The sequence below is a fragment of the Paenibacillus alkaliterrae genome (assembly GCF_021532375.1).
Taxonomy (GTDB): Bacteria; Bacillota; Bacilli; order Paenibacillales; family Paenibacillaceae; genus Pristimantibacillus; species Pristimantibacillus alkaliterrae.
Map to the genome: position 1 here is coordinate 184,209 of NZ_JAKGAP010000007.1, position 25,798 is coordinate 210,006.

Below are 25,798 nucleotides of genomic sequence, written 5' to 3' on the forward strand. Positions count from 1 at the left end.
GTGGCGAGAAAATTGAAGATCGGGATAACTTGTTATCCAACCTTAGGGGGATCGGGCGTCGTTGCTACAGAATTAGGCAAGCTGCTCGCCGAACGCGGTCATGAAATTCATTTCATAACCCACAGCATTCCGTTTCGACTCGGACAATTTAAAAAGAATATCTTTTTTCATGAGGTTGAAGTGAATGATTATTACGTATTCCGTTATCCTCCTTATGATTTAGCTTTAGCAAGCAAAATGGCACAGGTGGCCAAGATGCAGCAGCTTGATCTTCTTCATGTGCATTATGCAGTCCCCCATGCGGTATGCGCGTACTTGGCTAAGCAAATGAATGGCGACGGCCTCAGAACCGTTACGACCTTGCATGGGACCGATATTACCGTGCTGGCGCAAGACGAATCTCTAAAGGATCTGATTCGACTGGCGATTCACCAAAGCGATGCCGTAACAGCCGTATCGAATGATTTAATAAATGAAACAAGACAGCTGCTTGATATTACTACACCTATAGATTTAACTTATAATTTTGTGGATAAGCGAGTATATTACCCGCGGGATATAATCTCTCTGCGATCGGATTTTGCTGCGCCGAACGAGAAAATTTTAATGCACATCTCGAATTTCCGTCCCGTTAAGCGGGTAGGCGATGTTATAGAAATTTTTGAACGTGTTTCCAGAAAGTTGCCTTCTAAGCTTCTGTTGGTAGGAGAAGGACCTGAGCTTTCAAAGATGCAATGCCGTATACGGCAGCTCGGGCTTGAGGACCGTGTCCACTTCCTGGGCAAGCAAGAGGATGTTGCGCAAGTTATTTCCATGGCCGACGTACTTCTTCTGCCTTCGGAGAAGGAAAGCTTCGGCTTGGTTGCGCTTGAGGCTATGGCATGCGGCGTCCCGACGATCGGATCCGACGCTGGAGGGATTCCGGAGCTGGTTACGCACGGGGAAACCGGCTTTTTATCAGCGATCGGCGATGTTGAGGACATGGCCGCAAACGCGGAGCGACTCTTGACGGATGATAAGCTGCACGAGCAGTTTAAGAAGGCATGCATGTTTAGAGCTAGACATGAATTTTGCAATGATGTCATTACAACGCAATATGAGCAAATTTATTATCGTGTGCTCGGAATTGAAGCAGATCTGCCTGTCGCTGTCTGCAGTGAATAGAAGTATGGCTGCTGCAGAGGACGGTGCTTGATGTGGAGCAATTGCTGCCAGAACCCATAAGGATTGCTTCGCCCATCGTAAGACGGCTTCGAGCGCATGAATTCGAAGCCGTCTTTGTTGGCGGCTGCGTTCGGGATACGGTGTTAGGCTTACCCATAAAGGATGTCGATATTGCAACATCGGCCCGGCCGGAGCAGGTGATGGAATTGTTCGAGCGCTGTATTCCGACAGGATTGCAGCATGGAACAGTTACGGTCCTATATGAAGGGTCTGGCTATGAAGTTACAACCTTTAGGCAGGAGTCCAGCTATGAGGAGCATCGCAAGCCGGAGAGCGTTCTTTACATTACAAGCTTGGAAGGCGACCTGCTTAGACGGGATTTTACGATGAACGCGATGGCTATGGCGGAGGACGGAGAGCTGCTGGATCCGTTCGGGGGTCTTCGCGATTTGGAAACAAAGGTTCTGCGATGCGTTGGAGATGCGGACGCCAGGTTTCAGGAGGACGCGCTTCGTATGCTCCGGGCCGTTCGATTCATCGGCGCTTATCATCTGATACCAGCCCATCATACATGGAAAGCGCTTATTCGGCATCGAAAGCTGATGAAATTTATCGCAATGGAGCGAGTACAAGCAGAGCTTGATAAAATGATGGCAGGAGCGGCGCCGCAAAGAGCGCTTTATTTTGTTGGCGCGAGCGGGCTGCTGCTGCATCTGAAAGAGCCGCTTACCGAGGATGCTTTATTAGCTCTAACGAATGCTTGCCGAACTGCCGAATCAGCTTCGTTATTTTCGCGATTGCACCAGCTGAGTTCTCTTGACTTGAGATGGGCTGCGGTCGGAATCGGGTTAAGCCTTGCTTTGGAGGACATTCTGCATGTCATGCAAGTGCTGCGATTTTCGAATCAGCGCACGAAGAGCATAGCCGCCATTTTTGCTATCCATAAACAAGCGTTAGTTCTTGCAAACCAACAAGACGAGCAACTGCTGCGTTTGGAGTGGATTAAGCTCATTATACGCTTCGGGGAAAGCCCGGCTAAAGAATGGATCGACGTACTTCGCGTTTTAACGGGAGGAAATCTAACCCGCCTGAATGGCTGTTTGTCGCGTTTTGAAGTATGGTTGAATGAGATTTCGATTTCTTCGTTAAAGCAGCTTAAAGTGAACGGCAGCGAGCTTAAAAAGCATTTGCGCCGGAAGCCGGGGCCATGGATTAGCGATTGGCTGAACAGACTGCTGGTCGAAGTCGCTAATGGTCAGCTTGTGAACGACAAGCAGCAGCTTCTTAAGCAAGCATCAGAATGGGATAAAGAGGATACTAATGATGAATAATGAATCGTTGTTGCAATTGTTTGAAGCAAAACCTGGGGAATATGTATCCGGAGAGAGCATAAGCCAAGAGCTCGGCGTGAGCCGAACAGCGATTTGGAAACACATTCGCAAGCTTGAAGCGGCGGGCTACCTTTTTGAAGCGTCCAGGCGGCTTGGTTACCGTCTTATTAGCGCGCCGGACAGCTATTCCTTAGAGGAATTACAAAACAGCTTGACCTCTACCGTTTTCGGTAAAAGCTTGAATCTGTTCGATTCTGTGGAGTCTACTCAAAATCTTGCTCGTGCGGCTGCGGAGGAGGGGGCTGTTGAAGGGACGATCTTTCTCGCGGAGCAGCAGCTCAGCGGCCGAGGCCGTATGGGACGCGGCTGGATCTCGCCTCGCGGCAGAGGGATTTGGATGAGCATGGTGCTGCGTCCGTCCGTGCCGGTTCATTTTGCCCCGCAGCTTACGTTGTTGACGGCTGTTGCGCTTTGCAGAAGCTTGATGCGGGTAACTTCACTTCCGATCGGGATCAAATGGCCCAATGACCTGTTGATCGGCGGCAAGAAAATAAGCGGCATATTACTTGAGTCGGCAGCCGAGGACGAGCGTCTTCGTTATGTTATCGCAGGCATTGGAATAAGCGTGAATTTAGAGGCAGCCGATTATCCGGAGGAATTGCTTGAGAAGGCGACATCCCTTCGAATCGCAGCTGGACAGAAATGGGACCGTAACGAGCTTATTGCTGATTTTTTGAAGGAGTGGGAGCAGCTTTATTTCCTCTATCAAGAGCAAGGCTTCAGTCTGATTATTACGTTATGGGAAGCTTTGTCTGTCTCGCTTGGAAAGCCGGCAAGACTGATCACCCCGCAGGGGGATATAGTGGGCATTCCGGTCGGTTTAGACGAAAGCGGAGCGATTCGCGTTGAGCTTGCGAATGGATTGACTAAAGCCGTTTTTTCAGCAGAAATGGGAGAACCGCAATAGGACGATTTCTTTCGTTTACGGAACGTGAAAAATTTGTTAAACTACATGTATCAGGCGGTATTTTTCGAAAGCTGCACTGATCTAGGAATCACACAATGCATATGATTGGAAATGCACACTCTGCTCTGAGCCGTAGGGACCGAGACAGAAGGAAGCACGACAAGCAAACGTTTCCTTTTCAGTTCGGGGACCTTTTTAGCAGCGGCTAAAAGGTTTTTTTGTGTTTATCCTATCATTGAACGGGGGATGAAGCTGATGAGGAAACGACTGACGATTACGAATATGAAAAAGATGAAGCAGGACCGCAATGCGATTTCCGTATTGACAGCTTACGATTATCCTTCAGCCAAGCTTGCTGAGGAAGCAGGCATCGACGTTATTCTTGTCGGTGATTCGCTCGGAAACGTCGTGCTGGGTTACGATACGACGATACCTGTAACGATTGACGATATTGTTTACCATACAAGAGCGGTTGCCAGAGGAGCGCAGCAGACGTTCATCGTAGCGGATATGCCGTTCATGACGTACGGCATCGGCCGCGAAGCGACGCTTCGCAATGCGGCGCGCATTATGCAAGAAGGCGGCGCCCAAGCCGTGAAGCTCGAGGGCGGATCAGACATGGCTTCCGATGTAGCCGCGCTTGTCAAGGCCGGAATACCGGTGATGGGACATATAGGCTTAACCCCGCAATCGGTACACCAGCTTGGCGGCTATAAGGTACAAGGAAAGCTGGATATGGAAGCCGAGCGTCTAATGAATGATGCGAAAGCGTTGGAGGAAGCGGGAGCCTTTAGCCTCGTTTTAGAGCTTGTAACCGAACCGCTGGCTACATTAATCAGTGATTCGCTTGCCATCCCTGTCATCGGAATCGGCGCAGGCCGCGGATGTGACGGTCAGGTGCTCGTGTATCATGATATCTTGCAATACGCATCACCGTATTTCGAGAAAAAATTTGTGAAAACCTATGCCGATATCGGCTCAACGATAAGAAATGCCATTGAAGCTTATGTGAATGACGTGAAACAAGGCGCTTTCCCCGGAGAGGATCATGTATTCTCGGCGCAGCCGGCTGTCTTCGGGCCGCTTTATGGCGGCGCCGAGCAAAGTTCGAAGGAAATCGCGAAGGAAATCGGGCACCAAGGCGAACAGCAGGCAAAGAAGGAAGGACGGCCCATATGAACATTTGCCGAACGAAAGCGGAGCTAAAAAGGCTAATAGCCGAATGCCGCAAGGATGGTCTAAGCGTCGGATTTGTCCCTACAATGGGATTCCTTCATGAAGGCCATGCGAGTTTATTGCGAAAGTCTAAAACGGAAAACGATGTTACGGTGCTCAGCATCTTCGTCAATCCGCTCCAATTCGGACCGAACGAGGATTTGGAGAGTTATCCTCGGGATGAGAATCGCGACATTGCTTTGGCGCAGGAGAACGGAACGGATATCGTCTTTATCCCTTCCGTTCATGAAATGTATCCGGAGAAACCGCTGACCACAGTCATTGTGAATCAAATTACGGATCGGTTATGCGGAGCTTCAAGACCCGGGCATTTCGACGGCGTCGGTACGGTCGTCAGCAAGCTGTTTCATCTCGTACAGCCGGATCGCGCTTATTTTGGAATGAAAGACGCTCAACAGGTCGCCGTTATCCAAAAAATGGCGGACGATCTTAATTTCCCTGTGAAAATCGTCGCCTGTCCAATTGTGCGGGAGCCAGACGGTCTCGCCTTAAGCTCACGGAATGTCTATTTGAGCGCGGACCACCGACAGCAAGCTGTTGTACTTTCACGGACGCTGCAGGAAGCGGAGAAGCGGCTTGCTGACCCCGATATAACCGTGGAACGGCTTCTTGCGTTGGTAAAGCAGCAAATCGGTAAAGCGGGAGATGCCGTAATTGATTATGTGGAATTGCTGTATTATCCAAACCTGCAATTACCGGAAGCGTCAGCTAAAATTCAAACCTTAAGACAACCTTTATTGCTTGCATTAGCTGTTAAATTTGGTGCGACTCGATTGATCGATAATAAAATATTTGACGCGGCGGAGGTGAATGAATATGTTCAGAACGATGATGAAATCGAAGCTGCATCGGGCAACCGTAACGGAAGCGAACCTGAATTATGTCGGTAGCATTACCATCGATGAGGATTTGATGGATGCGGCTAATATATGGGAAAATGAAAAGGTGCAAATCGTAAATAATAATAATGGTGCGCGCTTCGAGACGTATGTCATTACGGGAAAACGAGGATCGGGCGTTATTTGCTTAAACGGAGCAGCGGCAAGGCAAGTACAGCCTGGCGACCAAGTGATTATCATATCTTATGCGATGATGACGGACGAAGAAGCAAAAGCGCATAAGCCGATCGTTACCATTCTCGATGAAAGCAATCGGCCTTTGCAGTTGTTAAGCGCAGAGCTTCACGCAACAATCCTTTAACTTCATGATTAGTCCGGCTTGCCCCTGCGTTATGTAACGGCTGGTATACTGTATGAAAAGCATCGATTAAACAAAAAATGAACATAACACTCCTTAATTCTTTGGCGAAGGCGGGATGCGGTATGTTCCAGCATATGTTTGCATCAATGAACGAGATGCTTGATCGAATTATTGACGGTTATGAAGGTGCAGATGCACAGGAGAAACTGAAATTTGCAGAGCAAATGATTGAGCTTAAAAAAATGAGCGACACTTTCATTGAACATTGGCTCGATTTCGAGGAAAAATTTGCTAATTTCAAGGAACAGCACATGGAACTCAAAGAAACAGCCAACGCTGCGATGAAATCGAAGGAACCAAAAGCTGCTGGAAGTGCCATGTCCACATGCAATTCAGCAGATTTGGAAATATCAGATGAGGCTGCCACGATCATTAATAAAGGCCAAGGCTATTATAAGTTATTTATGTTTCCGCAGGCTGCCATACAATTTCAGGCTGCCATGAATCAAGCTCCTGATTGCAATTTAGCTAGACTTTTTTTAGGCATGACGTATATGCATCTTCAAAATTGGAGCGAAGCACAAAGACATTTTCAAATGCTTATTTCTTTAACAGACTTTCCTAAGTGGCGGGCAATGGGCTATAATGCGCTAGGATGCATTCAAGCGGTTTACATGAATATTGCTAAAGCTGAACAGCTGTTTATGAAAGCATATGATGTATGTCCAAGCTTCAAGGATCCGCTTAATAATCTTAGATCATGTCAAGAAACGCCTCAGAAATTATCGTTATATTTCGGAAGCACGGAGCTGTGCTGTTTGTGAGAGGAACGGGGAATAAATGAAATTCGCAGTATTGGATTTAGAAACGACGGGACATAGCTCAGAGGATGACATTCTGCAGATCGGTCTGGTCATTGTTTCTGATGAGCTGGAAATTATCGATACCTTTTGCTCCTTTGTTCGACCTAATATCCCAATACCTGCTTTCATCACACAATTGACGGGTATAGGTGAGTCGGATGTAGCCGATGCTCCCGGGCTTAATGAGGTGTTTGGCAAGCTTATTCCGATTCTTGATGATGCTGTGCTTGTTGCCCATAATGTCGGTTTTGACGCAGGATTTCTTAATCAAGCGCTTGGTCGCTGCGGCTACCAGCGATTTGCCGGACGAAAATTGGATACGATAGAACTGCTGCGGATCTTATATCCGACAATTAATACCTATCAGCTTGGAGCTGTCTCCGAACTGTTTGGCATCGTGCACGAGCAGCATCACCGTGCGGATAGCGATGCAATGGCAACCGCGTTATTGCTTATCGAATCGATCAAGAAGCTACGTCAACTGCCGCTGCTCACTTTGCAGCGGCTATCCGTTCTTATCGACGATGGGAGCGATTTAAGCTGGTTTATTAAAGAAACACTAAGACTAATGGAATATCGCACTCTATTTGAGTCCAATGAATATGAATATTTCAATCAATTTGCACTGAAGGTTAGGGAATGGTCCGATGAACAAGCGCCGCGTTCAGGAAGCAGCGAGGAACCGTTAAACGATTTATCCTTCAACCATTATTTAGACGATGTAAAGGCTCGCTTCAAGCAGCGGTTTGAAAATTATGAGGAGCGGGAAGCGCAAACCGCGATGTTTCAAGAGGTTTACAACGCGTTAAGCAGCAATCGGCATTTGTTGATCGAAGCTGGCACAGGAACAGGCAAGTCGCTTGGCTATTTAATTCCAGCCCTGTATTATGGTATACAAAATAATAAGAAAGTTGTTGTAAGTACACATACGATTAACCTTCAAGAACAGCTAAGGCAGCGCGATTTGCCCCTTCTTGAGGAGGTTCTTCCGTTTGCCTTTAAAGCCTCCATCTTCAAAGGGAGAGGGAATTATTTGTGCTTGCGCAAATTTGAGGGAAAAGTGAATACGAAGGATTTAGTATCGCCTATCGACGATACGGTTACGGCCGCTCAGATGCTCGTATGGCTAGGTGAAACGGAAACCGGTGATCAAGAAGAGCTTAATTTCGGCAATAAAGGATCCGAATTTTGGTCAACGGTTGCCAGCGATACGGATTCTTGCTTGAATCGTGCTTGCCCGTGGTTCAAAAGATGTTTTTATCATCGCGCCAAGCATGAATCGAATATTGCGGATGTTTGCATTACGAATCACTCGATGTTATTTACGGACATTCAAGCCGACCATCGGCTGCTGCCATCATATACACATCTCATTATTGATGAGGCACATCATGTTGAAGAGGTTGCCGGTAAGCATTTGGGGATGCAAATCAATTATTTTTCCTTGACACAGGCCGTCCTTCGTTTGTATAAGGATACACGTTCGGGACTTTTACCTGCACTGCGCCAAAAGCTGCTATACGAAGACGATGCCCATCAATCTGCATGGATAGAGACGATCGATACGGTTATTCCTATCTTTCAAGAAGTGAAGGAGCATTGGGATAAGCTCTTTGAAATGTTTTACAGCTTTACGTCAACTTCAACCGATGGACCATCCGATAACGGGCAAACGGTATGCCGATTGAAGAAAGATGAGCTGCCAGGCGGCTGGGACGATGCGGCGAACGTCGAGTCGAATGTACATACGGAGTTAAATCGCGTAATTCGTACAGTAGAGAAAATGATGACCGACATAAAGGACCGTATTGATGACATGTCTGTTCAAGCTATTTTGACCGATTTGAACGGCGCGGTTCGGGATTTGACGAGAGTGAAGGATGAACTGCGGACTTTCATAAAATTAGAGCTTTCTGAATCCGTGTTTTGGATCGAGGCAAGCAGCGTTTACCGTTACCGGTCCGTACAGCTATACGGCATGCCCGTTGATGTAAGCGCCCAGCTGCAAAAATATTTTTTCGATGTAAAAGAAAGCATCGTGCTGACATCTGCGACATTATCCGTTCAAAAATCGTTCCAATATGCCGAAGAACAGCTTGGCCTTAGCGGATATGAAGAGCAAGGAAGATTAAAAACGGTTCAGCTCCCATCGCCATTTAATTATCGGGAACAGGCTCTGGTCGTCATTCCTCGTAATTTTCCCGTACTAAAAGGGGCGACGGTTGATGCTTCCTATCTCGAAATGCTGGTTCAATCATTAGCCGCTTCAGCGAAAGAAACAAAGGGCAGGATGCTGGTCTTATTCACGTCCTACCGTATGCTTAAGCAGGTGTATGAGCCTTTGAAGGAGATGCTTTCGGCTTCGGGAATTCAGGTGCTTGGGCAAGGCATCGACAGCGGGAACCGGACGAAGCTAACAAGACGGTTCCGACAAACGCCTGAGTCCGTCTTGCTTGGAACGAGCAGCTTCTGGGAAGGAGTCGACATTCCGGGAGAGGCCTTAATATGCTTGGCGATCGTGCGGCTTCCTTTCCAGCCGCCGAATCATCCGCTGGCGGAAGCAAAGGCCGAGTTGCTGCAAAGACAAAAGCAAAATCCGTTTATGAAGCTTTCGATTCCGCAGGCGGTTATCCGTTTTAAGCAAGGCTTTGGCCGGCTTGTCCGCAGCTCGCAGGATAAAGGCATTGTTATCATTTATGATACAAGAGTCATTGATACCTTTTATGGAAAGCATTTCTTGTACTCTCTGCCGGGTCCAAAGATCGAAACGATGCATACCGATCAGATGATTATCCGTATGAGGGAATGGTTGGAGGAGGAACGATGAAGCAAACGAAAATTTCCGAAGCTGTCGTCAGAAGGCTCCCGATCTATCTTCAAGTATTGAATGAAATGCATAGCCGTGAAATTCAAACCGTTTCTTCACAAGAATTGGGCTATAAGCTCGATTTGAATCCTGCTCAGATCCGAAAGGATCTTGCCTATTTCGGTGAATTCGGCCGTAAAGGCATCGGGTACGATGTTCAATATTTAATTGAGAAAATCAGGCAAATACTAAAAGTCGACCAAACCATTAAAGTAGCATTGGTAGGAGCCGGCAATCTGGGTCACGCCTTGTGCAATTACAATAAATATTCAAAGGATAACATGCAGATTACTGCTGTATTCGACGTGCTTCCGAGCAAGATCGGTTCACATATCAATAGCTTGAAGGTATTGCCGATGAGCGAGCTGGCACGCGTCGTGGCTGAACAAAATATCCGCATCGGAATTATTACGGTCCCGGCATTTGAGGCGCAAAACGTGGCAAATCAGTTCGTTGAGGCCGGTGTGGAAGGCATTTTAAATTTCGCGCCTGCTATATTAAGAGTTCCTGACGAGGTGCGTATACAGAATGCCGATTTTACGAAGGAACTGCTTAGTCTGGCCTATTATTTAGTTAGAGAAGGAGAAGCCGAAAATGAGTCAGATTTGGATTGAAAATGGTTTGTTTGTCACGATGGATGATTCTAATCCTTCTTTTAAAGGACATATGGTCGTAACGAATGACCGCATTACGTACTTGGGAACGGAATCGCCGCAGCAGCTTGAGGGAAGCGTGCAAAAGGTTGACGGGAACCGGATGGTTTTCATGCCAGGCCTTATAAATACGCACGGACACGCAGCGATGAGCTTGCTGCGCGGCTATTCGGATGATCAAAACCTGCAGGTATGGCTGGAGCAAAAGATGTGGCCAATGGAAGGCAAATACGTCGATCAGGATACCCGGGCGGGCAGCGCGCTTGCCATCGTGGAGATGCTTCGCACCGGCACGACGGCTTTCGTCGATATGTATGATCGCATGGACCAAGTTGCTCAAATGGTGCTGCAGGGCGGTATTCGCGGCATTTTAACCAGAGGCGTAATCGGACTTTGTCCGCAGGATGTGCAAGAGGCTAAGCTGGTCGAAGCTATCGCTTTCGCAAGGGATTGGAATGGAAAAGCGGATGGCCGCATCACGACGATGATATCGCCTCACGCGCCATATACTTGTCCTCCTGCGTATATCGAACGATTTGTACAGGCTGCTCACGACTACGATCTGCCTCTGCATACGCATATGTCGGAGACGCTTGCAGAGGTCGAGCAGAATGTGAAAGATTACGGTGTAAGACCGGTTGAGCATCTGGATCGGCTAGGTTTTTTCTCGCGTCCCGCATTAGTGGCTCATGCCGTCCATCTCCATGATTCGGAGATTGAATTGCTGGCTGCGAAAGGGGTTTCCGTTTCCCATAACCCTGTCAGCAATCTGAAGCTGGCAAGCGGTATAGCGCGCGTGCCTGAGCTGCTGCGTGCCGGCGTAACCGTATCTCTCGGTACGGATAGTGTGGCGAGTAATAATAACTTGGATCTATTCGAGGAAATTCGGTTCGCAGCTTTGCTTCATAAAGGCGTATCCGGAGATCCTACAGCCATCCCGGCTATGGAAGCACTTAAGCTGGCGACCGTATATGGAGCGAAAGCGATCTGGCAGCAAGATCATATCGGCAGCTTGCGTGAAGGGATGAAGGCTGATTTCATTGCGATCGATTTGGAGCAGCCTCACTTTTATCCGAAAACGGATATCATATCTCATCTCGTCTATTCCGGCTCAGGCCGCGATGTAAAGCATGTTTGGATTGATGGTCGGCAGGTTGTGCGGAACGGCGAATGTACATTGCTCGATGAGGAAAAAATTCGTTACGAGGCGCAAGCAAGCTTCGAGCGCTTGCTTCAAGCCTAATGCGTGTCATCTCCAAGAAGCGTCCGCCGTTCATGACGCCGCATCGATGGATCTTCCTTATTGCAGCTGGCATTCTGCTGTCAGCAACCGGATTCGGAGTTTATTTCCGCGAAATCCAAATGCCTAGATGGACTGCAGCAAGCGATGCCGAGGCGAAAGCGATCGAAGCAGCCGGACTGGAAAATGTTGATAACGTATATAATCATGTCTGGCATAAGGAAAGCTGGATCGTAGAAGGCAGCGATCTGGACGGCAACAAAGTGTTCGTGTGGTTAACCGGCGACAACGAGTCTCATGCAGTTAAGGCCGAGTATGGCGTTTCTTTCAAACAGATCAAAAATACGTTTCTAGTAGAGAAGCCCGACGCGGCGATTAAACGAATTCAGCCAGGAATGTTTGACGGTAAGCCCGTATGGGAAGTATTTTACAGTATCGGCCAGAGCCCGGAACGATATTACTACGAATTTTATATGTTTGACAGCGGAACGTTTATTGATATGTACCAGCTGCCTGCCAAAACGGAGCCATAAGGCTCCGTTTCCTATTTTTACAACGTCAATCCCGATCGCAAATATGATATACTTTCGTATAGCGGAGTTGATATACGGAATATACAATCATACGCTTTGGGAGGGATTTTGACTATGATGAAACCACGCGTGATGCCTATTATAATTACAGCTGCAATTTCCGCTTCTGTATTATTCGGGGGTTGGGCTATATATAATCAAGCGGCTGTAGCAGCGCCATTAGAAAAGGCCGTAAAAAATGTTGAGGGTGTCGTCTCCTCTACTAAGCCGGTAATGACAAGTGACCGAGTCATGATAGATATGGTGTTAGAGCCGGATGCGAACGTTAAGTCCATCTATGAGACGGTCCAAGCGAACGGCAAGGATGTGTTCGGTGACCGCAAGCTGGAACTGAATATTAAGGCGGAGTCAAGCAAGCAGCTTGAAGAGCTGTGGTCGGCTTCCTTATTTCAAGTAGCGGAGGCAATGGAAACGAAGGCCTACTCTGATATTCCAATAGCGATGGCGGAAGCCGCCGAGTCCTATAAAGATGTATCCGTTACGACAGATATGGATGATACTAACGTGTATATTACAATTAAAAATGCTGAATCCGTAAAATATGTCGTGCTTCCTCGCGCGGCTGCCCAATTGGGGGTGTGGTAAGATGCGTAAATATTTGCCCGAGATCGCAATCGGCATCGTCCCTGTCCTTCTTGCTTTTTTCATTTTTATCGGACAGAACGTCGTACCGATTCTGCTGTTTGGCGTATTAGGCTTTGTCGTATTCTATGCATCGCGCGGAAGAGGAAAAATGACGGCATTATCGAGTCAGCAGCGTCGTCCGAGCGTAAAAGCAACTCCATTTACTTTTGAACAAATCGGCGGTCAGGAACGAGCGAAGCAGGAGTTAGTCGAAGCGCTTGATTTTCTCGTTCGTCATGAGCAAATCGCTAAGCTTGGGATCAGGCCGCTTAAAGGTATTTTGCTAGCCGGACCGCCGGGAACAGGCAAAACTTTATTAGCGAAAGCAGCTGCACAATATACCGATTCAATTTATTTGGCCGCTTCCGGCAGTGAGTTCGTTGAGATGTACGTCGGCGTAGGAGCAGGGCGGGTTCGGGACTTATTCAAGGAAGCGCGTACGAAAGCGAACAAAACAGGGAAAAGCAGCGCAGTTATCTTTATCGATGAGATCGAGGTCATTGGCGGCAAAAGAGACGGCGGCCAGCAGAGAGAATATGATCAAACCTTGAACCAGCTTCTAACGGAAATGGACGGCATTCACGCGAACGAATCGCCTCGCATTTTGCTCATAGCGGCGACGAACCGCAAGGAAATGCTGGACAGCGCACTGCTTCGTCCGGGAAGATTCGATCGGCATATTCATGTTGAATTGCCCGATAAGAAGGGCAGGCTGCATATTTTGAACATCCATGCAAACAATAAGCCAATCGCCGAAGACGTTGACTTGGAACGCATTGCCACCGAGTCCTACGGCTTCTCAGGCGCTCAGCTTGAAAGCGTCATGAATGAAGCGGCTATATATGCCCTGCGCGAAGAGCAGGACAAAATTGCCGAGAGCCATCTGACGATGGCGATCGATAAGGTTATGATGGGGGAGAAGACTGACCGCGAAGCGTCAAGAGAAGAACGCGAGCGAGTAGCCCTTCACGAGCTTGGCCATGCCATTATGGCGGAAATGGTTCGCCCGGGGAGCGTATCCCAGGTTGCCTTATCGCCTCGCGGTAAAGCGCTCGGCTACGTGCGTCATAATCCGCAGCAGGACCAATATCTTTATACGAAAGCTTTTCTGAACGGTCAGATTATGATCGCGTTAGGCGGAGCGGCGGCCGAAGAAATGTTCTACGGGGATCGGAGTACAGGCTCGAGAGGTGATTTCGAGCAGGCCATGAGCATCGTGAAAACGTTGGTTGAATCCGGGTTAACGGATCTCGGTATTATAGATTCCTCTATGATGACCAAGGAATCATGGGCCGGCATTAACCGTTCCATTTTGGACGAGCTAATGGAGCAAACGAAAAAAATGCTGGAGCCGAAGCGCGGCATATTCACGCAATCTTTGCAGACGCTGCTTCGCGAAGAAACGCTTAGCGGTGATGAATTCCGGCTTCTATTGAACGGAACTACAGCGGCATAATGCTTTTATAATATTACAATTTGAAGGCGGAGCAGGCGTCCGCCTTCTATTTTTTATGAAAACCGTTATAATAAGATCTGACAATATACGCAGAGAAAGCTGCATAAAGGTTATAAGGCGCATTCTCAACATACTAAAGGGGTTATATACATTGAACATAAAAACAGTCGGCGTGGTCGGAGCAGGTACGATGGGTCAAGGTATTGCCGAAATGCTGGCATCAAAAGGCTTAGAGGTCATCATCATCGAGCAATCGGAGGAGCGGCTTGATTACGGCAAGCAGATGATTGAAGTTAGTCTGGATAAGCAAATCGAGAAATGGGCGCTTACGAAGGCGGAAAAAAAGCTCATTATGAACCGGATTGAGCCATCGCTTGGCTATGACAAGCTTGCCGGTTGCGAGCTTGTCATTGAGACGATTACAGAGGACCTGGACAGCAAGAAGGAAATATTCAAGAAGATAGACAAGATTTGCGGCGCGCATGTTATTTTGGCGAGCAACACCTCGACGCTGAGCTTGACAGAGCTTGCAAGCGTAACTGGAAATCCGGACCGTGTCATCGGGATGCATTTTATATATCCCGTATTCAAAATCGACTTGGTTGAAATTGTTAGAGGATTGAAGACATCGGAGGACACCTTCGCAAGAACGAAGCATTTTGTCGAGGAGATCATTAGAAAGAAGGGAGTCATGGTGTTCGAATCACCCGGATTCGTGACGACTCGGCTTATATGCTTGTTCATAAATGAAGCCTTGCATGTGCTTGAGGAAGGCGTTGCGTCAGCTGAGGATATCGATAGTGCAATGCGTATAGGTTATTCCTTTCAGCACGGGCCTTTCGAAATGTGCGACCGCTTCGGGCTGGATTCCGTTCTGGCCGCTTTGGAACGGATGTTCCGCGAGTACGGCGAATTGAAGTACCGTCCATCAATCGTGCTGAAGAAGATGGTGCGTGCCGGACATCTTGGCGTCAAATCAGGCGCGGGTTTCTTCAAATATGATATGGATGGAGATCGAATCGGATGAAAATACTCGTAATCAACGCAGGAAGCTCGTCTTTAAAATATCAGCTCTATGATATGAGTAATGAATCTGTGCTTGCAAGCGGGCGCGTTGAGCGAATCGGCATGGATTCCTCCATCGTTACGCATGAACCGATCGGTAAACCGGAGGTTAGGCATGTAAGTGAAATATTAGATCACGTTACTGCTGTGAAACGGGTTACCGATATGCTGCTCCATCCGGAGTTTGGAGCAATCAGAAAGCTGACGGAAATTGAAGCAGTCGGTCATCGCGTCGTTCACGGCGGCGAGGCATTCAGCAGCTCCGTTCTCGTTACGCCGGAGGTAAAGCTTGAAATCCGCAGATTGTTCGATCTTGCGCCGCTGCATAATCCAGCCCATATGATGGGAATTACGGCGGTTGAAACGAATATGCCTGATGTACCGCAAGCCGTCGTATTCGATACGGCCTTTCATCAAACGATGCCGAACACCTCCTATCTGTACCCCATTCCGACAGTTCTGTATCGACGTCACAAAATACGCAGATACGGCTTTCATGGAACGTCGCATTCTTATGTAAGCGCACAGGCAGCCGCCTATTTGCAGAAACCGCTGGAATCGCTTAAAATGATCTCCTGCCATATTGGGAACGGAGCAAGCTGTGCGGCTATTTTAGATGGCAAATCTTTTGATACAAGCATGGGAATGACGCCGTTAGAAGGTTTGATGATGGGCACGAGAAGCGGTGATCTTGATCCGGCCATCGTTCCATTCGTCATGAATAAAGAAGAATTGACATTAAATGAGGTAAATTCTATGCTTAACAAGCATAGCGGCATGCTGGCTATATCCGGAATTAGCAGCGATATGCGAGAAGTAACCGAAGCCATGAACGATGGCGACAAAAATGCAAAGCTGGCTTTCGACATGTATACGTATCGCGTGAAAAAATATATCGGAGCATATGCCGCAGCCATGAACGGACTGGATACGCTCGTATTTACGGCAGGCGTAGGCGAGAACTCCGCTGCACTTCGTAAAGCAGTATGCGAGGGCATTACTTTCCTTGGCATTGAGCTTGACGAAAAACGCAATTCGGAGCGGAGCAAGGATGCGAGACAAATATCGACGGACAATTCCAGAATCAAGGTGCTTGTGGTTCCAACGAATGAGGAGTTGTTGATCGCGAGAGATACCTATAATCTCGTTAAGCAATCCGAAATTTCATAAATGCAGAATAGTTGGGGGGACAGCAAGCAGTGAACAACGAGATTTGGAAGGCGTATTCGCATGGGATGGCCGCTGCGTTGCAGGAAGGCGGCGTACATGTATCCGCCATGCTGCTGCGTACATACCGCCAGCTTGATTTATCGGATACGGAAGCGATGCTTTTGTTGCAAATTATGGTCTATATGGAAGCGGATTTGAATGATTTCCCGACGCTGGAGGAGCTAGCCGAACGTATGGGACTATCGGTCCGAGAGGTTGGCCAGCTGTTGGGCAGGCTTATGAAGGATGAGTTCCTCACCATTGATGAATATATTGACAGTTCGACCGGAATGCAGTCCGAACGGTATAATTGGAGCGGCTGGCTGTTCAAAGCCGCGCAGCTGACGTCCGAGCTTAAGCGGGAGACGAAGAAAGCGGAGCGGCAGCCCGCGAAGCCGCTTTCTGCTTCATCTGCCGATTTATTCAGCGTGTTCGAGCAGGAATTCGGACGTCTGCTGTCGCCGATGGAGTGCGAGACGATAACGGGATGGCTTGACCAGGATCGTTACACGGATGAGATTATACGTTTCGCTCTAAAAGAAGCCGTATTCGCCGGCAAGCTAAGTTTGCGATATATCGACCGGATTCTGATTGAATGGAGCCGAAACCGGGTGACGAACGCCGATGAAGCGCGAGCCCATTCGCAAAAATTTCGCGGAGGAAGAGGCTAAGCCGCCAGGCTTGGCCTATTTTTGCATAGGGCTTGTCCAAAAGGCACTCATCGTCTATTTAAGTTGAACTAATACATCAAGCGAGATCACGGCTGCTATTTGGATCATAGAAATATGATAAAATAATGATACCTACAGAGAAATATAAAGAAACGATTACTTAAAAATGAAATGGAGGAATTATAAATGAAGTGGAAAGAGGTAAGGGAATTATTTCCAAACCAATTTGTTTTAATCTCAATCCTTAATTATCATGAGGGAAAAGATAAAAAGGTAATAAACGAAGTTGCACCTATTCGTTCAATATTTGAAGAAGATGCAAATAAAGAATTTTTCAGAGCAGAACCTGGAAGCATTGTATATCATACATCTAATGAGGAATGTGTTATTCATATTCGTAGAGATCCATTGATGAGAGTGAGACGAGTGTAATGATATTTCGTATGATGGACAACTTATCACTACTTCTCTCACTGTTAGATTTCAAGGGAGAATGCTACAAATTAATGATGTTATTATAGATACCGGTTCAGTACAGGAATATTACATATTCGGAGAATTATTATCATGGGGAGGTGTATAAATAAGTGAATTTTAACATCGATCTTGAGCATAAGGAGAACGATATTTCAATAAAACAAAGAGCGGTCCAAAACCGGTTGTTCCCGTTTTGGACCGCTCTTTGTTGATTGAGAATGAACTTAACGATTTCCGCGCTGCAGCAGCTCGAGGCGGTACACGTATTCGAATATAAATTCGAATGCTTCAAGATGGCGCTTCGCTTCGAAGGCGTTTGCTCCCCAAGCATAAATGCCGTGCTTGCGCAGCAGGATACCTGGAATGTTCGATGTGATTCGCTCCGTAATCTCAGGCACGATTGACGGGATGCGGGCAAAGTTTGAAACGATCGGAATTTCAATATGCGCTTCCTCGTCCCATATGTTAAATCCTTTGATTAGCTCGACACCGTCCACGGGCACCGATTTGCGATTCCAGAAATATTCAGAGATTACGCTGTTAAACACAGTATGGACGTGAAATATAGCGCCGGCACCTGTTAGCTTGTATATTTCGCAATGAATCAGCGTTTCCGCCGAAGGCTTAAGCCGAGTCGCTTCGCAAGGCTTGCCGTCTTGATCGACAAACAAGTAATCCTCAGGCGTATGTACCGTCTTATCTTTACCGCTTGCCGTCACGGCAAACTGGAATTCATCCGGCTTGAAATCTCCGACACGTATGGACAGGTTGCCGCTTGTGCCCGGGAACCAGCCGCGCGAGGCGAAAAGTTCCTTGACGTCGCGGAGCTCGCTTAAAGCCCGCTGCTTATCCTCTAAAGCAATTTGTAGAAAGCTCATTTCGAAATCGTCCTTTCAGCATTCATCTCGTGAATGATATCGTGAAATGTTTCGTATTCGTGATGCGGCAGTCCAAGCTCCTTGCATTTCGCGGTCAAGTGGGAGCGCGAGTAAACGACATCTGCCAGCTTGGCGCCTTCAAAATCGGTTACGCTGTCGCCGATAATAATACGCTCGTATTGGTCGGCAGGGAAGCGGCGCATGATCGTCGTCTTGCACATGCCGCAATCGTTGCCGCAATGCTCATCGCATGGATTCGGCCACAGGATTTCAATGACTTCACCGCTGAAGTCGCTTCCGTTGCAATAAATATGATCCTGCGGTATGCCGAAGGGCTCAAGTATCGGATAAACAAAAAAATCGATACCTCCGCTTGTCACATAAAATGCAATGTCCTGCTCTTTGCAAAACGACAAAAAATCAGCGAAGCCTTCCCGAATGCGAGCATTGGAAATGCCGAATTCAATAACCTCTTTCTGAATGGAAGCGGGGAGGAGACGGAACAATTGCCCGACTCCGTCCTTTATAGAAAGTTCCTGGGCGATGGTCTGTTCGGCAATCCGTTCCCAGCCATCTGGATTGAAGTGCTTGATGATCGCGATAATATTGTCATTCATCGTAATCGTACCGTCAAAATCACAAAACACGATGCGTTTTTTAGCTGCTTGATTATCACTCATTATTCTTTAATCCCCCACGCGTTAATAGCGGCCTGCAGCGGCTCATTGCCGGGTTCCGAGGCTGCATCTCGTAAAGGAACTCCGTCCATTACTGCTCCAATGGCTTGACGGAACGCTTGTCCGCCTGCTGCTGTACCCATGGCATGGCCGTGGATGCCCCCGCCGGCATTAACGACAACGTCCGTGCCGAAATCCTTCAGAATGAGCGGGACAAGTCCAGGGTGGATGCCGGCAGACGGGACAGGGAAGCTTGTCCGAAGTCCATGCAGCGGGGTCGTTAAAGCATCCTTCACAGCCAGATTCTCTTCCTTCGGCATCACAACCGAGCCGTAGGGCGAAGGGAAGAGAACGAGATCGGCCCCAGCCAACCGCATTAGCTTGCCGAGGAGCAGCGGAGCGCTGAACCCATAATGCGGTGACGGATACATCGCGCCAGCCATGGCTGGATGGGCTGCTATGGGCACATTGATCGATTTATCACTGCTGAGCTCATGGAGTACATCGTAGCCGTATGCCAACACGTTGAACAGCAGTGCGTTTGCGCCTGCTTGGACGGCTTTGCGGGCATTAGCGGCAAGCTTTGAAGTAGGACCGGTCAGGTTAACGGCATACAGCAGCTTTTGGCCGGTTTCGGCTTCCGCAAGGCGCGCTGCGTCCATACAGGCTTCAACACGCTTCTCAAGCGGCGTCAAAGGATTTTCGAACAAAATTTCATCGTCCTTAATCAAATCGACGCCGCCTAATGCTTGCATGTAGAACTGATCCTTCAAATTAGCAAGATTGTGGCCGACAACGGATTTGAAAATACTCATAAGCAGCGGCCGGTCATGAACGCCCAGCAGGTCCCGGACACCGTCCAGTCCAAATGCCGGACCCGGGAAAGCGGAAGCGAAATTATCGGACACATCCAGGTCCAGCAGCTTGATCTTGCCGTCCATCGACAGCTTGCCGAACACCGTGACGAGCAGGGCAGGCAAATCGCGGCTAAAGTTTATATCCGGATAGGAGATTTGAATATCGGCATAACGCTCGCCTGGAGCGGCTCCGGCAGGTTCATGGACATAAACTGAAAGCACTTTGCCGAGATGCTTTTCCATTTCGGCCTTTTGCGCCTCAGGCAGCTCCGTCCAGCTGCCGACTGTTAATCCGACAGCGATCGAAAGCGCCTTTTTGTTAAAATCGGCTTTATCGTCATAAGAACGATAGGTTGCTATGCATACTCCTTTCATTCCGTAATACTCCTTTCGATTGCTGCGCCAAGCTCGCCGGCACGTTCAGCAGAGCGATGAACGGCTTTTATAATCGTTTCCGAAAAATGACGCTCCGCCATTAATTCAAGCGCAGCTTGTGTAGTGCCGTTTGGCGAAGTCACTTTTCGGCGAAGCTCAGCAGGCTCCTCGCCCGTTGACCGAACCATCTCCGCTGCGCCCAGAACCGTCTGAACGACAAGCTCTTTCGCAGCTTCCTGCGACAAGCCAAGCTGGCTCGCTGCTTCAATCATAGACTCCATAAAATGATATACATAAGCAGGTCCGCTGCCGGAAACGCCGGTTACCGCTTGCTGCAGCGATTCGTCCACGATCGCATTAATGCCGATTGAGCTGAAGATCGCCTCGGTGAGCAGTCTTTGCTGCGGCGTGACTGACTCGGAATAACTGATGCCTGTTGCTCCGAGACCGATTGTGCTCGACGTGTTAGGCATAGACCGTACGATTGCTGCTTGTTCGCCAATCATCTGACCAATAGAGCTGATCGATAAACCGGCGATAACCGAAATGATGAGCTGCTTTTGGGATACATAAGGCTTGATCTCGGCCAATGCGGCAGCCGCATCCTTTGGTTTCATCGCAAGAAAGATGATATCGGCTTCCCGCAAATAGGCTTCATTGCTGGAGCCTTGAATAACGGTTTGAACGCCGTAACGCTCGTGGAGCTCTGAGAGACGTTCCTTGTTATGCCGATTGAGCATAGAAATACGGTTAGGCGCAATAAGCTTCTCGTTAATTAGGCCTCTGACGATCGCCTCGGCCATCGAGCCCGCCCCGTAAAAACTAAGCTGCAGCGAGGCAATGCCAGTTTGTGTTAACAGTGACATGGTAGAATTCCTCCGATACTCAAATGGAATAATAAGCAAAAGAAGGCTGTAGGTTAGCCCCGAATTTGTCCGTTTCCGAAAACCCGATATTTCGTAGAAGTAAGGGCAGGCAAACCCATCGGTCCGCGCGCATGCAGCTTCTGCGTGCTAATGCCGATTTCCGCGCCGAACCCGAATTCGAAGCCGTCCGTGAAGCGGGTAGATGCATTATGATATACGGCAGCCGCATCGACCTCATGTATGAAACGATCGGCGTTTTGCGCGTTTCCGGTTACGATGCATTCGGAATGCTTGGTGCCGAAGCGGCTTATATGATCGAGGGCTGCGTCGAGATCTGAAACTACTCGGATATTCATTATATAATCATTATATTCTGTGCCATAATCCTCATCTGTAGCAGGCTTAGCCGAAGCAAGCAGCGAAGTCGTCCGTTCGCAGCCGCGAAGCTCGATGCCGGCCTGAATGAAACGATCGGCCAGCCGAACCAGATGCTTCTCTGCAAAGGCCTCATGAACGAGCAGCGTTTCCATCGAGTTGCAGACGGAAGGGCGCTGTACTTTGGCGTTAAAGGCAATGGCTGAAGCCATGTCGAAATCGGCGCTTGCATCCACGAACGTATGGCAAATGCCGGCTCCCGTCTCTATAACAGGCACGGTCGCATTTTCGACGACATTGCGGATAAGAGATGCGCCGCCGCGCGGTATAACGACGTCAAGCAAGCCGTTTAGCTTTAGCATTTCATTGACGGATGCGCGGTCCGAATCCTCAATTAGCTGAATGGCATCCGCCGGCATTGCCGTTTCACCAAGAGCCGCCTTAAGCACCTCTACGATTTTGCGATTTGACTCGATGGCTGCGGAGCCCCCGCGAAGCACGACGCTATTGCCGGTTTTCAGGCATAGTCCGGCGGCATCAACCGTTACGTTCGGGCGTGCTTCATAAATCATGCCGATAACGCCAATCGGCACGCGTACCTTCTCGACTTTCAAACCATTTGGGCGGTCAAAATGTTCAAGCAGCTCGCCGACAGGATCCGGAAGTCCGACAATTTGACGCAAGCCCTCTGCGATTGCCGCGACCCGGTCGCCGTTTAAAGCAAGCCTATCAAGCAGGGAAGGGCTGGTGCCTTGCTCGCGTCCGCGCTGCAAATCGAGAGCATTCGCTTCAATTATAGCTGCCTGCCCGGAGAGTAAGGCATCCGCCATATGTAGAAGCGCCGTATTTTTTTGTTCGGTCGTCAGTCTGTTCATTATTGCTGCCGCATCTTGGGCTAGCGCTGCTTTCTGTCTCACTTCACTGGTCATGGAAGACTCCTCCTTATTATTTCAACGTAATCCATTCGTCGCGGTGAATAACCTCAATACGTGAAACATCGACTCTGCGTCTTACTTCTTCGGTAGTTAAACCTGCTACCGCTTGAATTTGCCATGCTGCATAATTAACGACGCCGCGGCCAAGCGTATCGCCAAGTCGGCTGGTTACCTCTACGACGTCGCCAGGCAGGAATTCGCCTTGAATATCCGTTACGCCCGCCGGAAGAAGGCTTTTGCCGCCTTCGAGCAAAGCGGATACGGCACCGTCATCAACGCCGATTCGCCCTTGAGGGATTGAATGGAAGCCAAGCCATTGCTTCTTCATGGACAAGGTATGAAGCTTCGTATCGAAATAGGTGCCGCGGCCATTGCCTTTGGCTGCGAGCGTCAGATCGCCTTCCTGCTGCACCTTGCCGATAAAGGCATGCACGCCGCCGCGCATGGCGATGCGCGCAGCCTCGATTTTGGAGCGCATGCCGCCTGTTCCTACGGAAGATCCGGCGCCGCCTGCCAGCTTCATAATATCCTCGGAGATCTGATCTACCCGCTCGATTTTGACCGCTTGCGGATTTTTGCGCGGATCCTCTGTATATAAACCATCCATATCCGTAATGATAATGAGCTTCGCTGCTTTCGTCATTGCCGCCACTAGTGCCGATAGGTTGTCATTGTCCCCGAATTTAAGCACGAGCTCATCGGTCGCGACCGTATCATTTTCATTAATGATCGGAATAATCCGCTGCTTGAGCAGTTCTTCTATCGTCATCAAAGCATTTTGGATACGGCGACGGTTGGAGAAATCTGCGCGGGTAAGCAAAATTTGCGCAGCTACGATCCCGTATTGGCTGAAGGCCTCCTGGTAGGCTTGCATAAGCAAAGCCTGCCCGACCGCGGCAGCCGCTTGCTTCTCGTGAACGAGCTTCGGCCTTGCGGCATAGCCTATTTGGCGAAAGCCGGCTGCTACCGCACCGGAGGTCACAAGCATAACGCCGTCACCGTTTCGGTGCACAGAGGCTAATTCGGCAGCGAAGTACCGGATTCGCTCACGGATTAGACCGCCTTCCTCCGATGTAAGCGAGCTGCTGCCAATTTTTACAACGATACGTTCTGACATAATTAATCCCATCCTATGCTTGTTTCGTGACGACAAAAAAGGCTTTCGTCCATAAAGGACGAAAGCCTTAGCTTCCGCGGTACCACCTTTGTTGATGATCGCATTAAATAAGATCATCCAGCTTAAGCCTATAACAGAAGGCGCTGTCCGGCTCATCGCCGGCCGCTCGGAGGTAGGTTCAGCAAGCGGCCTTCGGTAAATTCTTGCAGCCCATGGAATTTACTCTCTGATCGCGACCCTTCTTGCTTACTAGTCCCGTCATCACGTTACATGTTCAATTCCTATAAGCATATCACGATCGCAAACCGCTGTAAAGCGAGGCAGCAGGCGCGGACAGCCTAAAATAAATTCAGCTTGCCGATTCTCTGGACGGCCTCCTGCAGCCTTGCTTCACCGGTTAACAAGCCAAGGCGTACGAAGCCTTCGCCATGCATACCGAAACCTACGCCGGGCGCAACTACAACGTCTGCTTCCTGCAGAAGTATGTCGGCGAACGTTTCAGACGTATACCCGGGCGGCACCGGCAGCCAGCAGAAGAAGGAGCCGCCAGGACGCGATGCCTTCCAGCCGATCTTGTCCAGCGCGCCGAATAGAGCCTCGCGCCTGCTCTCGTACACCGCTTTAAGATCGGCTACGCATTGCTGCGGACCGGTCAACGCCAGCGCGGCGGCTTCTTGTATGCCACCGAACAGGCTGCAGTAGTAATGGTCCTGAATCAGGTTGATCAGCTTGACGATTTGGGCGTTACCAATGGCGAAGCCGACTCGCCAACCGGCCATATTATAGGTTTTGGACAACGTATAAAATTCTACGCCGACTTCCTTCGCGCCAGGCGTCTGCAGGAAGCTGACCGGTTTATTTCCGTCAAAGCCGATGGCTCCGTAAGCGAAATCGCTGGCGACTGCGATGCTGTGCTTCATCGCATAATTCACCGTTTTAGCGTAAAATTGGGCATCGGCCACCGCGCCAGTAGGATTGTTCGGATAATTCATGAACATGAGCTTCGCGCGCATTGCGATCTCAGGGCTAATCGCATCATAGTCCGGCAAATAACGGTTCGTTTCCGTTAACGGCATGAACGACATTTCCGCACCCGCAAGCGCAACACCCGACCAGTAATCGGGATAGCCGGGATCAGGCACGAGACAAACATCGCCCGGATTAAGCAGACATTGGCTGATCTCGACAAGACCGGTTTTTCCGCCGAACAATATAGCTACCTCGGAAGACGGATCGATATCAACGTTGTAATCCTCCTTGTACCGCTTCGCTACGGCTTCCTTTAGAAACGGATAACCGCTGAAAGGAGGATATTTATGGTACAACGGATTAGCCGCAGCCTCCTGCAGCTTCGCAACAATATGGGGAGGGGTCGGCTGATCTGGATTGCCTTGTCCCAAATTGATTACATCTCGTCCTTTGGCCGTCTGCGCATTCGCTTTGGCGACCAGCTTGGCAAAAAATTGCGTCGGAAGACCGTTCATCCGATCCGCAGGTTGAATCAGGCGTTGACCTTTTTGCGTTTCCATACCTTCACACTCCACATGACAAAATCGCTATATTAGGCAATAGCATTAATGTAGCATGAATGCGGAGAGAAGAGAAGCGAATCGCTAGACAGCGGGTACTCCCACCTTTTTGATGAAAGGTGCAATGTCGGCTTTGAACAGAAATAAATACGGTCTGCGCTGGTCATCGAATACGAGCAAAAGCGGCGGCTTATCCTTGCAGTAAAATACAAATAGATCATCGGAAGCTACGGAAAGGTCATTTACTTTGATCGTTACGGCTTTCTCGAGCGGCACCCGGTAAACGTAGCTGCAGCTTGGATCGCTTGTAATCTGCGGAGCCAATCCCGTGATCGATGAGGTCCATTCGGCCGCTAAGCTTTGAAATTGCGCATCATTCGGTATCGTTTTGATGACTTTTCCTGCTGCTACGTCAAAGACCTGTACCGGTTTAAGTCCCGTCTCGGTCGTTGGCTCGCTTTGAAGGGGGACGTTTGGCGACGCGACAGCCATTTGCGCATAAAGCAGCAGCGAGCAGAAAGCTATAAGCAATGCGGTTATTCGTTTCGGAAACATAACGGACATACTCCTTTTT

At 49.0% G+C, this 25,798-nt stretch carries 25 protein-coding genes; 17 read left to right on the forward strand and 8 right to left on the reverse strand.

All coding sequences use genetic code 11. The features are described 5' to 3' along the window. From bshA to L1N85_RS04305, 17 genes are all read left to right on the forward strand, one after another. Positions 1 to 1,164 carry an N-acetyl-alpha-D-glucosaminyl L-malate synthase BshA gene (bshA, locus tag L1N85_RS04225; protein ID WP_235235122.1) on the forward strand — a complete coding sequence of 388 codons (1,164 nt, stop codon included), beginning with the start codon at positions 1 to 3 and terminating at the stop codon, positions 1,162 to 1,164. Between the two features lie 32 nt (positions 1,165 to 1,196). Next, positions 1,197 to 2,495, forward strand: coding sequence for a CCA tRNA nucleotidyltransferase (locus L1N85_RS04230; RefSeq protein ID WP_235235124.1), 1,299 nt, complete (start codon positions 1,197 to 1,199; stop codon positions 2,493 to 2,495). After that, on the forward strand, positions 2,485 to 3,462 hold the full coding sequence (locus L1N85_RS04235) for a biotin--[acetyl-CoA-carboxylase] ligase (RefSeq protein WP_235235130.1): 978 nt from the start codon (positions 2,485 to 2,487) through the stop codon (positions 3,460 to 3,462). Before L1N85_RS04230 ends, L1N85_RS04235 begins: the two co-directional genes overlap by 11 nt. Positions 3,463 to 3,717: 255 nt before the next feature. Continuing rightward, positions 3,718 to 4,641, forward strand: a complete 924-nt coding sequence (panB, locus tag L1N85_RS04240) for a 3-methyl-2-oxobutanoate hydroxymethyltransferase (protein WP_235235137.1) — start codon at positions 3,718 to 3,720, stop codon at positions 4,639 to 4,641. Continuing rightward, positions 4,638 to 5,588, forward strand: a complete 951-nt coding sequence (gene panC, locus L1N85_RS04245; RefSeq protein ID WP_235235148.1) for a pantoate--beta-alanine ligase — start codon at positions 4,638 to 4,640, stop codon at positions 5,586 to 5,588. The genes panB and panC overlap by 4 nt, the downstream gene beginning before the upstream one ends. Continuing rightward, positions 5,515 to 5,898 (forward strand): aspartate 1-decarboxylase, encoded by a 384-nt coding sequence (gene panD / locus L1N85_RS04250; RefSeq protein WP_235235155.1) that lies wholly within the window; start codon positions 5,515 to 5,517, stop codon positions 5,896 to 5,898. The genes panC and panD overlap by 74 nt, the downstream gene beginning before the upstream one ends. A 122-nt stretch (positions 5,899 to 6,020) precedes the next feature. Further along, complete coding sequence (locus tag L1N85_RS04255; protein WP_235235157.1) at positions 6,021 to 6,722, forward strand: hypothetical protein; 702 nt, start codon at positions 6,021 to 6,023, stop codon at positions 6,720 to 6,722. A gap of 16 nt (positions 6,723 to 6,738) precedes the next feature. After that, positions 6,739 to 9,588, forward strand: a complete 2,850-nt coding sequence (dinG, locus tag L1N85_RS04260) for an ATP-dependent DNA helicase DinG (protein ID WP_235235159.1) — start codon at positions 6,739 to 6,741, stop codon at positions 9,586 to 9,588. Then, positions 9,585 to 10,241, forward strand: coding sequence for a redox-sensing transcriptional repressor Rex (locus L1N85_RS04265; protein ID WP_235235161.1), 657 nt, complete (start codon positions 9,585 to 9,587; stop codon positions 10,239 to 10,241). The genes dinG and L1N85_RS04265 overlap by 4 nt, the downstream gene beginning before the upstream one ends. Next, positions 10,222 to 11,523: an amidohydrolase gene (locus L1N85_RS04270; RefSeq protein WP_235235163.1), complete on the forward strand. Its 1,302-nt coding sequence runs from the start codon at positions 10,222 to 10,224 to the stop codon at positions 11,521 to 11,523. Before L1N85_RS04265 ends, L1N85_RS04270 begins: the two co-directional genes overlap by 20 nt. Positions 11,524 to 11,555: 32 nt before the next feature. After that, positions 11,556 to 12,053 carry a cell wall elongation regulator TseB-like domain-containing protein gene (locus tag L1N85_RS04275; protein WP_235235165.1) on the forward strand — a complete coding sequence of 166 codons (498 nt, stop codon included), beginning with the start codon at positions 11,556 to 11,558 and terminating at the stop codon, positions 12,051 to 12,053. Between the two features lie 114 nt (positions 12,054 to 12,167). Next, positions 12,168 to 12,698: a hypothetical protein gene (locus tag L1N85_RS04280; RefSeq protein WP_235235167.1), complete on the forward strand. Its 531-nt coding sequence runs from the start codon at positions 12,168 to 12,170 to the stop codon at positions 12,696 to 12,698. A gap of 1 nt (position 12,699) precedes the next feature. Beyond that, the gene (locus L1N85_RS04285) at positions 12,700 to 14,193 is read left to right on the forward strand and encodes an AAA family ATPase (RefSeq protein ID WP_235235173.1); all 1,494 of its coding nucleotides are present in this window, start codon (positions 12,700 to 12,702) and stop codon (positions 14,191 to 14,193) included. A 151-nt stretch (positions 14,194 to 14,344) separates the two neighbouring features. After that, positions 14,345 to 15,220 (forward strand): 3-hydroxyacyl-CoA dehydrogenase family protein, encoded by an 876-nt coding sequence (locus L1N85_RS04290; protein WP_235235179.1) that lies wholly within the window; start codon positions 14,345 to 14,347, stop codon positions 15,218 to 15,220. After that, on the forward strand, positions 15,217 to 16,428 hold the full coding sequence (locus tag L1N85_RS04295) for an acetate/propionate family kinase (RefSeq protein ID WP_235235181.1): 1,212 nt from the start codon (positions 15,217 to 15,219) through the stop codon (positions 16,426 to 16,428). Before L1N85_RS04290 ends, L1N85_RS04295 begins: the two co-directional genes overlap by 4 nt. A gap of 29 nt (positions 16,429 to 16,457) precedes the next feature. Continuing rightward, the gene (locus L1N85_RS04300; protein ID WP_235235189.1) at positions 16,458 to 17,138 is read left to right on the forward strand and encodes a DnaD domain protein; all 681 of its coding nucleotides are present in this window, start codon (positions 16,458 to 16,460) and stop codon (positions 17,136 to 17,138) included. 186 nt (positions 17,139 to 17,324) lie between these two features. Beyond that, a complete protein-coding gene (locus L1N85_RS04305; protein ID WP_235235191.1) occupies positions 17,325 to 17,570 on the forward strand; it encodes a hypothetical protein in 246 nt (81 codons plus the stop codon). Between the two features lie 269 nt (positions 17,571 to 17,839). Here L1N85_RS04305 and mtnB read toward each other — a convergent pair whose 3' ends face one another. The 8 genes from mtnB to L1N85_RS04345 all read right to left on the reverse strand — a co-directional run bounded on the left by mtnB (position 17,840) and on the right by L1N85_RS04345 (position 25,779). Next, entirely contained in the window at positions 17,840 to 18,493 is a 654-nt protein-coding gene (mtnB, locus tag L1N85_RS04310; protein ID WP_235235198.1) for a methylthioribulose 1-phosphate dehydratase, read from the reverse strand. Beyond that, positions 18,490 to 19,173: a 2-hydroxy-3-keto-5-methylthiopentenyl-1-phosphate phosphatase gene (locus L1N85_RS04315; protein WP_235235213.1), complete on the reverse strand. Its 684-nt coding sequence runs from the start codon at positions 19,171 to 19,173 to the stop codon at positions 18,490 to 18,492. The genes mtnB and L1N85_RS04315 overlap by 4 nt, the downstream gene beginning before the upstream one ends. Further along, positions 19,173 to 20,402: a 2,3-diketo-5-methylthiopentyl-1-phosphate enolase gene (locus L1N85_RS04320; RefSeq protein ID WP_235235215.1), complete on the reverse strand. Its 1,230-nt coding sequence runs from the start codon at positions 20,400 to 20,402 to the stop codon at positions 19,173 to 19,175. Before L1N85_RS04320 ends, L1N85_RS04315 begins: the two co-directional genes overlap by 1 nt. Next, a complete protein-coding gene (proC, locus tag L1N85_RS04325; protein WP_235235217.1) occupies positions 20,399 to 21,268 on the reverse strand; it encodes a pyrroline-5-carboxylate reductase in 870 nt (289 codons plus the stop codon). The genes L1N85_RS04320 and proC overlap by 4 nt, the downstream gene beginning before the upstream one ends. A 53-nt stretch (positions 21,269 to 21,321) precedes the next feature. Further along, on the reverse strand, positions 21,322 to 22,572 hold the full coding sequence (locus tag L1N85_RS04330) for a glutamate-5-semialdehyde dehydrogenase (RefSeq protein WP_235235224.1): 1,251 nt from the start codon (positions 22,570 to 22,572) through the stop codon (positions 21,322 to 21,324). A 16-nt stretch (positions 22,573 to 22,588) separates the two neighbouring features. Beyond that, the gene (gene proB / locus L1N85_RS04335; RefSeq protein WP_235235226.1) at positions 22,589 to 23,695 is read right to left on the reverse strand and encodes a glutamate 5-kinase; all 1,107 of its coding nucleotides are present in this window, start codon (positions 23,693 to 23,695) and stop codon (positions 22,589 to 22,591) included. Between the two features lie 338 nt (positions 23,696 to 24,033). After that, a complete protein-coding gene (locus tag L1N85_RS04340; RefSeq protein WP_235235227.1) occupies positions 24,034 to 25,224 on the reverse strand; it encodes a pyridoxal phosphate-dependent aminotransferase in 1,191 nt (396 codons plus the stop codon). An 84-nt stretch (positions 25,225 to 25,308) separates the two neighbouring features. Then, the gene (locus L1N85_RS04345; RefSeq protein WP_235235229.1) at positions 25,309 to 25,779 is read right to left on the reverse strand and encodes a hypothetical protein; all 471 of its coding nucleotides are present in this window, start codon (positions 25,777 to 25,779) and stop codon (positions 25,309 to 25,311) included. Positions 25,780 to 25,798 lie beyond the last annotated feature (19 nt).

Excerpts from the sequence above, each read along its gene's own strand:
- L1N85_RS04235 (WP_235235130.1), top strand. The coding sequence starts at position 2,485 with ATGATGAATAATGAATCGTTGTTGCAATTGTTTGAAGCAAAACCTGGG.
- panB (WP_235235137.1), top strand. The coding sequence starts at position 3,718 with ATGAGGAAACGACTGACGATTACGAATATGAAAAAGATGAAGCAGGAC.
- panC (WP_235235148.1), top strand. The coding sequence starts at position 4,638 with ATGAACATTTGCCGAACGAAAGCGGAGCTAAAAAGGCTAATAGCCGAA.
- panD (WP_235235155.1), top strand. The coding sequence starts at position 5,515 with ATGTTCAGAACGATGATGAAATCGAAGCTGCATCGGGCAACCGTAACG.
- L1N85_RS04255 (WP_235235157.1), top strand. The coding sequence starts at position 6,021 with ATGTTCCAGCATATGTTTGCATCAATGAACGAGATGCTTGATCGAATT.
- dinG (WP_235235159.1), top strand. The coding sequence starts at position 6,739 with ATGAAATTCGCAGTATTGGATTTAGAAACGACGGGACATAGCTCAGAG.
- L1N85_RS04265 (WP_235235161.1), top strand. The coding sequence starts at position 9,585 with ATGAAGCAAACGAAAATTTCCGAAGCTGTCGTCAGAAGGCTCCCGATC.
- L1N85_RS04270 (WP_235235163.1), top strand. The coding sequence starts at position 10,222 with ATGAGTCAGATTTGGATTGAAAATGGTTTGTTTGTCACGATGGATGAT.
- L1N85_RS04275 (WP_235235165.1), top strand. The coding sequence starts at position 11,556 with ATGACGCCGCATCGATGGATCTTCCTTATTGCAGCTGGCATTCTGCTG.
- L1N85_RS04280 (WP_235235167.1), top strand. The coding sequence starts at position 12,168 with ATGATGAAACCACGCGTGATGCCTATTATAATTACAGCTGCAATTTCC.
- L1N85_RS04285 (WP_235235173.1), top strand. The coding sequence starts at position 12,700 with ATGCGTAAATATTTGCCCGAGATCGCAATCGGCATCGTCCCTGTCCTT.
- L1N85_RS04295 (WP_235235181.1), top strand. The coding sequence starts at position 15,217 with ATGAAAATACTCGTAATCAACGCAGGAAGCTCGTCTTTAAAATATCAG.
- L1N85_RS04305 (WP_235235191.1), top strand. The coding sequence starts at position 17,325 with ATGAAGTGGAAAGAGGTAAGGGAATTATTTCCAAACCAATTTGTTTTA.
- mtnB (WP_235235198.1), bottom strand. The coding sequence starts at position 18,493 with ATGAGCTTTCTACAAATTGCTTTAGAGGATAAGCAGCGGGCTTTAAGC.
- L1N85_RS04315 (WP_235235213.1), bottom strand. The coding sequence starts at position 19,173 with ATGAGTGATAATCAAGCAGCTAAAAAACGCATCGTGTTTTGTGATTTT.
- L1N85_RS04320 (WP_235235215.1), bottom strand. The coding sequence starts at position 20,402 with ATGAAAGGAGTATGCATAGCAACCTATCGTTCTTATGACGATAAAGCC.
- proC (WP_235235217.1), bottom strand. The coding sequence starts at position 21,268 with ATGTCACTGTTAACACAAACTGGCATTGCCTCGCTGCAGCTTAGTTTT.
- L1N85_RS04330 (WP_235235224.1), bottom strand. The coding sequence starts at position 22,572 with ATGACCAGTGAAGTGAGACAGAAAGCAGCGCTAGCCCAAGATGCGGCA.
- proB (WP_235235226.1), bottom strand. The coding sequence starts at position 23,695 with ATGTCAGAACGTATCGTTGTAAAAATTGGCAGCAGCTCGCTTACATCG.
- L1N85_RS04340 (WP_235235227.1), bottom strand. The coding sequence starts at position 25,224 with ATGGAAACGCAAAAAGGTCAACGCCTGATTCAACCTGCGGATCGGATG.
- L1N85_RS04345 (WP_235235229.1), bottom strand. The coding sequence starts at position 25,779 with ATGTTTCCGAAACGAATAACCGCATTGCTTATAGCTTTCTGCTCGCTG.